Consider the following 10664-nt stretch of genomic DNA (forward strand, 5'->3'; position numbering starts at 1 on the left):
ACTTTCTTTATTGATTGCACTACTTCACGTGAATAGACAGGTTTCTGACAGGCTTGCCCTGTCCGTCGATGAATCGGACACAGAAGTCACTCATACCAGGACCATTGATTACCGCACCACGAAGGATATTCCTACCTTTCTTCAAGGTAAGTTTCTTAGAAACCACATCATCGCGAACCATTCTTCGGTCGCCTTCGAGCATCACCGCCTCCTCGCCATTGAGCCACCACATGGAAGCACCATTCGAGCCAACAGACAAGCGGACGTCTTTCATCTCCTCAGGGGAATCGATAATGGTAACCGCCCAGAACAAGACACCATACTTAGGCTTCTTAAATGAAGTAGCGAAACGGAAGAGTTTCACATTAAACAGTTTACTGTCCAGCGCATGCCATTTCAGTTTTTCCTTGCCCACCTTCACGACGGCTCCATCCTTAGGAACTGTTTCCATCTGTTTAGGGAAATACTGCGTATGGAATATCTCCTTCAGATAAGAATCAGTAAAAACGACATTGCTCTTGACCGGCATAGAGATGGGCTCCAGGAGCAACCATCTCTGAATAAAGCCAGCCGCATTAGGCATGACAGGCTGCTTGCCGACTGGTCCGAAATAAGGATTGATGTCTTCAGGTAAATTCCTATTTTGGGCATCCGCAGAGGAATGTCCAAAAAGGAATACACATAAACAAAACAATCTAACTATTTTATTGAAAAAGTTGTTCATAGACTATTCATTATTATTGAGGTTCGATAATCTGATAACGGCCACTCAGATGCATGAAGGCAAAGAGGCGCAACAGTCCGTCGTAGTAGCCATCGAAGAAACCTTCCTTGTCTGGCTCATGCTTGGCATTCCAGAAATGACTGACGAATTCCCTGCCCTTTACATGATTGCTGACCAATGAAGCCGCAGCCGCAGTGGCAACGAAACCGATAGAATGGCGGAGTGCCTTAGGAGCCGTACCTGCCGGCAGAATATCTTCTACCATCGTTCCATCTACATTATACTGGTCCAGGAAAGAATCTATACCCTGACTATATAGGAAATTCTGCAGCGTATTGGCATATTTCTGCTGCCACTCCTTATCCTTGCAAGCCCAGGAATAATCGAGCGCTATGTTCATTGGAACACGCCATGAGTCATAACGGAAAGCATCACCCAACAACCGACCGGTCTTCATCAGACTGCCATCATAGTTGCAATAGTCCGGGTTCAAGCCCGTCTTCTCATTGATGCACTTATGCAGGAACTCACGGCTTTTCTCAGCACACTCCTTCCAGAACTGAGAACGTCCATCGTTAGCCCATTTAGCCCAAACCTCGTAAAAGGCAGGGAGATGGTAAGAAGGATCGGTAAACTTCCCGCCCCAATGATCGGGCGTAAAGGTAATGAGCTGATGTTCGAGATTGATAAGCGGAGCCGTACGGTCCATTCCCACCTTCTGCATGCTGCAATCCAGAATATGCTGCGCTTCCTTCAGATAGTTGATGCCCGTATCATTGCCCCATCGGTTGGATGCAAAGATGAGCGAAGTTACGAAATAGAGCTCACCATCCGATGCGGCTCCCTGCGCATTTCTCGTTCCATCAGTCTTGCAGCTCCATGCGAAATAGCCCTTATAAGGTCCTTCCTGATGCTGCATGTATCTTTTGCTCCATCGCCAGAGGCGGTCGAAGATGTCCTTCTTGTCAAACTGCACGGCAACCATCATTCCATACGACATGCCTTCGGTTCTCACATCATTGTTCTTTATATCGCTGACATATCCCATGGAATCGCCCACCTCGAAATAAACCTTGTTCTTACCGTAGAATACATCATTGAACACTTCGTTCACCTTCCTGTCTATATCAGCCTGCTTATAGCCCATCTCGGCAAAGAGATTACGATACTGGTGAGTTTCGAAAGCTCCCTTTTCCCAAGGCAACGCATCGAAGCCCAGCCAGTCTACCTCAACATCGGCACCACTCTGCAAGGATACATGGAGAGCATGAACGCCCTGAGGAGCATGGAGCACCTGGGCTCGGATATTCTTCCAGCCAGCCGACTTCGGAATCTTCACCTTAGCGATGATATTACCCTTCTTGCCATCGGCTCTGACTACGAGCACACCGCCCTTAACCGACTTGGCACGAACGGTGATTTCTTCCACCTTCTCATTACCGAAATCCACCTTATTATATATAAGAGCTGTATTCGATTTAGAGAAGAGAGTCTTCCATCCGGCGAAGCAGTTGTTCTTATCCAGATAATCAATACCAATACCCTTGCCTTGCAGCGCAGAATAACGGTCAATCTGAATACGCGAACGAGCCTTCGTCAATCCCACACCTCTTAGCGTAGGTATCACCTTCTGTATCGTTCCGTCAGGATTGAAGTTCGCTGAAGCTCCTGTCGATAACGCCAGCATCAAGGCACACATCCATGTTTTCATACGTAAATTCCTTTAAAGAAGAAAAAAAGGGGGTGCTTTTTTCAAAACGCCCCCTAATTGTCAAACAATCTATAGTTCTTTAAACTAAAAACACTATATTAACAAAACAACTTCATGATTACCAACCAGGATTCTGCTTCAGGTTAGGGTTCTTATCCAACACGGTCTGTGGATAAGGGAAGAACTCATGCTTGCCCTCCTTGAAACCTACCTTGAAATTAGTCTCAGGAGTGTTGGTCGTATAGAAACGGCTGTTTGCTTCTGATCCATGCTCCCAAGTTACATCCTGGTCGTCTGCCTTTGGAGCTCTGAAAACCTTATCAAACAAATGTGGCACGACTGTACCAGCCTTAGTCAAACGCTCCTTGGCCTTTGTATCATTCCATCGCATGATATCGAACCAACGACAGCCTTCAAGCCAAAGTTCATATGACTTTTCTTTCTTCAACACATCCATATCAACAGTTTCACTGACTGTCTTTGAACCGGCGCGCTCCTGAATCTTATTGATATATATCTTAGCTTCATCCAGATCGCCTGTCTGAATACAAGCCTCTGCATAATTGAGCAAAACCTCAGCGTAACGCATGACAAGATAATTATTCAAGCGAATGTTATCACCATATTTCTTGCCTTGAGTATCAGGAGCTCTCATTATTTGCTTGAACGCCAACCAGGTAGAGTTGCCGTAGAGTCCCTGAACAGGGTCATTGATGCCAATCTTGTCACTGGTTTTCTTCTGCTCGTCAGTCATTTTATCGATTTCATCCTTGCCGTAAGGCATATGATAAACCGCATCATCAATATGCTTTAAAGTAGCCTTCAAGCGATAAGAGTGATCACCATCATTTTTATAGAACTCGTCACCAAACCACTGAGGCACGCCAAGGCCACCCCAGCCATCAACGCCGCCACAATAAACCTTGTTAGGAGAAACAACAAAGTGATCAGCACGCCAATCCCAATAGTTGGTCTCCATCCAGCTAGAACGCTGAATCATACCACCCCAATTGGTCTTACCTGTATTATACTCGAAGTTGACTTCAAATACCTTCTCCTCGTTGGCATCACCCTCGATATGGAAGTTGTCGGCATATTGCTCACCAGGAACAAGATCATACTTTTCCGAGTCTATAACCTTTTTAAGGGCAATTTTAGCCTCTTCATATTTACCGGCGAAAAGGTAAGCCTTTCCGGCAAGAGCATATGCAAAGCCCTTGGTTACCTTCACTGCTCCATCCTTGTCATCCTTACTTTTACGCTCATCCAAATCGTTGGCAGCATTCTCACATTCCTGCGCAATCCACTCTATCAACTGTTGGTGATTCATAGGATGCTCAGGATCCTTATCACAATTAAAAGGCTGTGCAGAAGGATCCAGAGCTTTAGTTACCAATGGTGGAGTACCCCAAAGATTAGCCAACAGAAAATAATCATAAGCACGAAGCACACGAGCCTCTGCGGCGCAACGTTTCTGCACAGCGGTAGTACCCTTGGCAAAGTGATCGAGTACAAGGTTACAGGTATATACAGAGTGATAGAGGCCTGTGTACATATGCTTTGGCACTTCAGCCTCAGCATCATAATAGAACTGATTGAGCATGATACCAAACGTATTATCACCAGAGTTGGCACCTGCTGCCAACACATCGTCTCCACACTCATTGAGTATCAGTTTCAATGGAGTATAAATACTTGGGCCACCACCATCGTGGTTACGTCCCACCACATTACACATAAAGCCTTCGTATGCAGCAACGAGGGCTGCCTCTGCATCAGCATCGGTCTTATAGAAGTTCTCGGTAAGTATTACACCCTTCTGCTCAATGTCAAGCTGATCCTCACAAGATGTAGTGAGCGTCATTGTTCCTGTAGCAGCAAGAGCCAATATTGTTGAAAATAATATTTTCTTCATTGTTTTTGAATATTAAAGGTTAGAATGTTACATTGATACCAAATACCACCTTCTTGGAAGTTGGATAAGTACCATTATCAAAACCACGAGAAGCACCACTGTTGATAGAAGCAGTCTCCGGATCAGCACCAGGATACTTGGTGATGGTAAAGAAATCATCCAGTGAGCAATATACACGAAGATTGCTGATACCTGCCACGCTAGAGATAGCCTTTGGCAATGTATAACCCAACTGAATCTGCTTGATCTTGAAATACGAGCCACTGAACACAGCTGCATCAGAACTGAAGAACTTCCAGTCTGTAGCAACCTTTTTCATATCAGGATATTTAGCATTGGTGCGGTCTGCTCTCCAAGAATCCTTCCAGTAGGTATCAATTCCATTGATCAACGGACGGTCTGCAGAAACCATCAAGTTGTAAATCTTGTTGCCAGCAGAGCCTGTTCCAAATACGGTGAGGTCAAAGCCCTTATATTCTGCATTAAGAGTAATACCATAAGTAAACTTAGGAATACCTGAGCCCAAATCCTGCTTATCTTCATCGGTTGGAGCTGAAGTTGTTTCGCCATTCTTATTATAATAGAGAGCGCTACCATCTTCGGCTACACCTGCATACTTGTAACCACGGAAATACCATACCTGATGGCCAGCCTCGAATGTAGGCTTAAGCTGGTTATTGAATCCATCGATACCTACTTCGGTCAAACGGCTTACAAGGTTAGAAACCTCCTTCACCTCATTCTTCAGAGTTGAACCATTTACGGTCACACTATACTTAAAGTCCTTGATGTGATCTCTCCAACCCAACTCGAAATCAAGACCAGAGTTAAGTACCTTACCTGTATTAACAACTCTCGTGTTTACACCAATCTCTGGAATAGGAGTGATTTCAATCAAGAGGTCCTTGGTTGTCTTACGATACCAGTCTAAGCCCAAAGTCAAACGGTCGTTAAGGAATCGCGCATCAAGTCCAAGGTCAACCTGCTCTGAAGTTTCCCACTTCAAATCTGGGTTAGCAAGTCCAGAAGGCTTAGAACCTAAAGTCAGCTTACCATCTCCGATAGAAGGATTATACTGATAGAAACTCTGATTAAGAGCTATGGTAGAAGCATAACGATAATCGCTCAAGATATTGACGTTACCATTCTGACCCCAAGAACCACGAAGTTTCAAGAAAGAAATGGCATCACGGCTTATATTGTCCTTGAAGAACTTCTCATTGCTGATAGCCCATCCTGCTGAAACTGATGGGAAGTTACCCCAACGTGCCTTCTTTGAAAGTTTTGATGTATCGAAAGCATCACGACGGAAGTTAACCTGCATGAAGTAACGGTTGTCATAGCTGTAAGATACACGGCCAAAGTAAGATAACTCTGTTGCATCTAAAGGAGCGTTACCTACATTCTTGGTTGCATCAGCCAACAAGTAGTTGATGTAATGGAAGTTTGGCTCATAAGATGTGAGTATGTTACCTCCTGTAGAACTGATGGAACTGTTATCCCAATGATTCTTGGTAAACGACATACCTGCCATGGCACCAATAGTGTGCTTGCCGATTGTTGTCAAATAGTTGGCAAAGTTCTCCCACTGATAGTACAAACCATTATTGGTATTCGCTTCAATGGTATAGTTTTCACTATGTGCCATAGATGTTAACCAATATGGAGTCTCGTAGTTATGATAGTTACTCTGAGTGATACGATAACCTAAGCGAGAAGTAAATGTAAAGCCCTTGAATGGCTTGATATTGGCAGCAACGGTACCACGTACATTGATACCAGAATTCCATGTATCATGACGGTCGCGCTGATAGAGAGGGTTACCAGTAGCATCTTCTACATATTTAGAAGTACCATAGTAGTCATTGTTATGGCTTGGATCTCTTGGAACTGGGCCACCGGCTTCTACCTGTGCCTTCATGCCAGGAGCCAAATCCTCCACATTACTGATATAAGCTGGAGTCAAAGGATCGATAGAAACCACAGAGTTCAGCAATGAACCATAACCTTTAGTTACACCTTTGGTCTTCCACTTTTCAAAAGATGTATTGGTAGTAATGTTCAACCACTTGTAAACATCATAATCGGCATTGATCTGACCAGTGAAACGCTTATAAGTATCCTTACTACCTTTAACGATACCATCATTGTTCAGGATATTCAAGCTGGCGAGGAAACGGCCCTTGCCATTGCTTGCCTGCACGGTGAGACTATGCTGGTGAGCCAAGGAATTCTCAAATACCTCGTCATACCAGTTGGTGTTCTGACCATTATAATTGTTCTTCTTCAGAAGATCATCGTTCAAGTCGCCCAAATACTTGTGATACTCAATATACTCAGGAGCATCAAAGATATCAGCCCTCTTTCCCAACGACTGGATGGTGAACTTGCTGCTGTAAGAAATCTGAGCCTTACCGCCATTGGCAGCACCCGTCTTGGTTGTGATGATAACGACACCATTACCAGCCTGCGCACCATAGATGGCAGCAGAAGCGGCATCCTTCAATACCTCCATGCTCTCAATCATAGATGGATCCAGGTACTGGATATTATCCACCTTCAGACCATCGACAATGAGCAACGGACCGATATTACCACTATTGGAAGAATAACCACGGATACGGATATCGGCAGCCTCACCCGGACCACCCGAGTTGATAATCTGCACACCGGCAGCCTTACCCTGGAGGGCAGCACCGGCATCGGTAGCAGACAAACCCTTGATGTCATCGCTCTTGATAGATGCAACTGCACCAGTCAGGTCGCTCTTCTTCTGAACGCCATAACCGATGACAACGACATCATTAAGAACTTTAGAATCATCCTTCAAGGTAATGGAAAGGGTTTTACCAGCCTCAGCTTTCACGGTCTTAGGCTCCATACCCACATAGGTAATAGTCAATGTTGCATCAGGAGCAGCATCAACGCTAAACTTACCATCCAAGTCGGTAACAACACCCAGTTTGCTACCTTCTACTTTAACAGTAGCACCAATCACAGGTTCTCCACTTGGATCAGTCACTATACCTTTCACTATGCTCTGAGCCGAAACTCCCAAAGGAAGCAAACAGAGCAGGAATAGCAAAACAAACGGCTTTTCAATCATTTTTAAATTCTTCATCTTAAAAATAGATTAATAGTTTTACTTTACTAGTCAGTTGTTTAATATTACATTATTATATATACATCCTAAATTCTCTAAAATTTCATTAAGGATGCTGAAACACGTCGCAAAAATAGATAAAAACATTAAAACGCATTTTATCTCAAGTAACAAATACTTTATCACAAACAACATCTACCCCAAAAGAAACAAAATGAAACATATTCTGAAACCTGAGACAAAAGAATCACCTTATTATATAACAAAGGGAAAAGTTATTGATATATGAGACAAAGCACGTATGGAAATCTTTTCATAACTTTGCAAACAGAACAGAAGATGAAAATCAATCTAATAATTTAATTAAATATAAACTATGAATAGATTATCAATCTTAGCATCGATGCTCGCGATGGCGTGCCTACCTATGATGGCACAGAAAACGGGCAGTAAGGTTCAGGAAAAGCCTGATCCTAATTTTCAGATTTATCTCTGCTTCGGACAGTCGAACATGGAAGGAAATGCGGCTATCGAAGACATCGACCGAACGGGCGTGAACCCGAGATTCCAGGCTATGTATGCCGTGGATGATGAAAAGGCGGGATGGAAGAAGGGACAATGGCACACCGCCGTGCCGCCACAGGCAAGACCCTCTACAGGACTGACTCCTGTTGACTATTTCGGAAAAAAGATGGTGGATAACCTGCCAGACAGCATCAAGGTGGGAACCATCACCGTGGCCGTGGGCGGAGCCAGCATCGACCTCTTCGATAAGCGTACCTATAAGGCTTATCTCAAGAAACAACCCGACTGGATGAAGAATTTTGCATCCCAGTATAACGGAAATCCATACGCCCGACTGATAGAACTGGCAAAAATAGCCAAGAAGCAGGGTGTTATCAAGGGCATCCTCCTGCATCAGGGCGAAACCAACAACGGAGATGCCAACTGGCCTAACCGGGTAAAGACTGTATATAACGACATCTTGAAGGATTTGAATCTGAAGGCAGAAGACGTACCTCTGCTCGTAGGCGAAACCGTACAGAAGGATATGGGCGGAAAATGCTGGGCACATATCGCCATCGTTGATGATATTGCCAAGACCATTCCTACAGCCCACGTCATTTCTTCAAAGGGCTGTCCACAGCGTGGCGACGGTCTACATTTCATTGCAGAAAGCTACCGCACCATGGGCAAGCGCTATGCAAACATGATGCTCGCCCTGCAGGGAATCATTCCAGACAGCAACTATCCGCGTGTAGATAAGGACCGCAGAGCTTATGTAAAGCTCCATGCTCCTGAGGCAAAGAAAGTAATCTTCGACATCTGCGGCAAGCAATATGAGATGAAAAAGGATTTGGATGGCGACTGGTACGGCGTGAGCGATCCGCTGGTAGTAGGATTCCACTACTATTTTCTGAATGTAGATGGCGTGCAGGTTGTTGACCCTGCCAGCGAAACCTACTTCGGCTGCTGCCGTGAAGCAGGCGGTCTGGAAGTACCAGAAGGAGCAGAAGGCAACTACTATCGTCCTCAGCAGGGCGTAGCCCACGGTCAGGTTCGCTCAGTATCTTACTATGCAGCCTCCCAGAAGCAGTTCCGCCGCGCCATGGTTTACACCCCTGCCGAATATGAAACCAACACCACCAAGCGCTATCCTGTGCTCTATCTGCAGCATGGCATGGGCGAAGACGAAACGGGCTGGAGCAAGCAGGGAATGATGCAGCACATCATGGACAACCTGATAGCAGAAGGCAAGGCTGAGCCTATGATTGTGGTCATGGAGAGTGGCGATGTAAAGAAGCCTTTCGTTGCCCGTCCAGGCAAGAATGTAGATGAAGAGCGCAGCCACTATGGAGCTTCTTTCTATGATGTGATTATCAAGGATCTGATTCCGATGGTTGATAAGACATTCCGCACTTATACCGACCGCGAGCATCGTGCGATGGCAGGATTGTCATGGGGCGGTTGCCAGACATTCAACACGGTATTGCCTCACATGGACAAGTTCTCTGCCCTTGGCACCTTTAGCGGTGCACTCTTTGGCGTAGATGTAAAGACCTGTTTCAATGGAGTTTTTGCCGATGCAGAGAAATACAACAAGAACATTCATTATATGTTTATGGGCTGCGGTTCGGAAGAGAACTTCGGTACCGAGAAGATGGCACAGCAGTTGAAGGAGCTGGGCATCAAGCTCGATGTTTATGTATCACCAGGCACTCATCATGAGTGGCTCACCTGGCGCCGCTGCTTCAAGGAATTTGTTCCTCACCTCTTTAAATGGTAAACAAACTATCAATACATAATAATCAAACTCCTGAAGTTGTTTGAAACAAACTTCAGGAGTTTTTTTATTTAACATCCAACATTCAACACTCAACATTCAACACTCAACATTCAACACTCAACATTCAACATTCAACATTCCCTATTCCGCCCCCGGCTCGCCCAGATATTCGAAGATGGTGGATACCTGGCGGGGAGGGAAATACTGGCTACGATTCTGGTAGCCTAGGCGCTGCAGCTCGTTCCAGAGGGGCTCGCAACGCTTGATCCAGTCCATGATATGACGGCGCGCTGTCGCCCCGTCGGTTGTGTCGGGAAAGTAGAGCAGACCGAGCTCGGTCTTGCTGTACATACGTTGGGGATAATTCATAAGCTTTATATTTTTTATGTTGCAAAAGTAATATTTATTTCAGACTTATGCAATTTTTTGAAGAGAAAAAATGCATTTTAATGGCTGATTTGTCGAAAAAAAAATCTTTTTCTTCCCGTATTACGTATAGTGTAATTGATGTAAATGTATATATATAATATACTTGGTATAGTATAGGAAAGAAAAAATAGCATTTAACTGTCTGATATTCAAGGTCTTGCATTTTTAAGATTTGCCAAGATAGTCATTCGGGCATATCAGAAAACACATGATTGGCCCTTATGGTACCTATTATTGGCCCTCATGGTACCCTCTGAAAGACTAAATTGCCCTGATAGTCATTGCCCACCCAAATGAGGTAAACAAACGATGTACTTCCGTTTACCAACTGAAGCGGCTGCGTCGGGTTAAGGATATGGCTGAACTGGGTTACGCAGACGGCTGGATTCGCTTACTCAGACGGCTGGACTCGCTGATTGAGCCACTTGAGTAATCTGACAGAGCCACTTGAGTAAGCTGATTGAGCCACTTGAGTAAGTTAACTGAGCCACTTGA

General features: G+C 44.8%; 6 protein-coding genes. 1 reads left to right on the top strand and 5 read right to left on the bottom strand.

Annotation, left to right across the window (positions count from 1 at the left end):
• Positions 1–19 precede the first annotated feature (19 nt).
• The 4 genes from F7D47_RS13890 to F7D47_RS13905 form a co-directional block, all read right to left on the bottom strand.
• Positions 20–724 carry an acetylxylan esterase gene (locus F7D47_RS13890; protein ID WP_153086509.1) on the bottom strand — a complete coding sequence of 235 codons (705 nt, stop codon included), beginning with the start codon at positions 722–724 and terminating at the stop codon, positions 20–22.
• A 13-nt stretch (positions 725–737) separates the two neighbouring features.
• On the bottom strand, positions 738–2435 hold the full coding sequence (locus F7D47_RS13895; RefSeq protein ID WP_153108158.1) for a glycosyl hydrolase family 8: 1698 nt from the start codon (positions 2433–2435) through the stop codon (positions 738–740).
• A gap of 118 nt (positions 2436–2553) precedes the next feature.
• The gene (locus F7D47_RS13900; protein WP_153086515.1) at positions 2554–4350 is read right to left on the bottom strand and encodes a RagB/SusD family nutrient uptake outer membrane protein; all 1797 of its coding nucleotides are present in this window, start codon (positions 4348–4350) and stop codon (positions 2554–2556) included.
• A 19-nt stretch (positions 4351–4369) separates the two neighbouring features.
• Positions 4370–7471 (bottom strand): SusC/RagA family TonB-linked outer membrane protein, encoded by a 3102-nt coding sequence (locus F7D47_RS13905; RefSeq protein WP_228113341.1) that lies wholly within the window; start codon positions 7469–7471, stop codon positions 4370–4372.
• 394 nt (positions 7472–7865) lie between these two features.
• Here F7D47_RS13905 and F7D47_RS13910 point away from each other — a divergent pair, with 394 nt between their 5' ends.
• On the top strand, positions 7866–9740 hold the full coding sequence (locus F7D47_RS13910) for a sialate O-acetylesterase (RefSeq protein ID WP_437181610.1): 1875 nt from the start codon (positions 7866–7868) through the stop codon (positions 9738–9740).
• Between the two features lie 141 nt (positions 9741–9881).
• Here F7D47_RS13910 and F7D47_RS13915 read toward each other — a convergent pair whose 3' ends face one another.
• The gene (locus F7D47_RS13915) at positions 9882–10109 is read right to left on the bottom strand and encodes a DUF4248 domain-containing protein (RefSeq protein ID WP_118067151.1); all 228 of its coding nucleotides are present in this window, start codon (positions 10107–10109) and stop codon (positions 9882–9884) included.
• Positions 10110–10664 lie beyond the last annotated feature (555 nt).

It is taken from the genome of Segatella copri, assembly GCF_009494835.1.
GTDB lineage: Bacteria > Bacteroidota > Bacteroidia > Bacteroidales > Bacteroidaceae > Prevotella > Prevotella copri_F.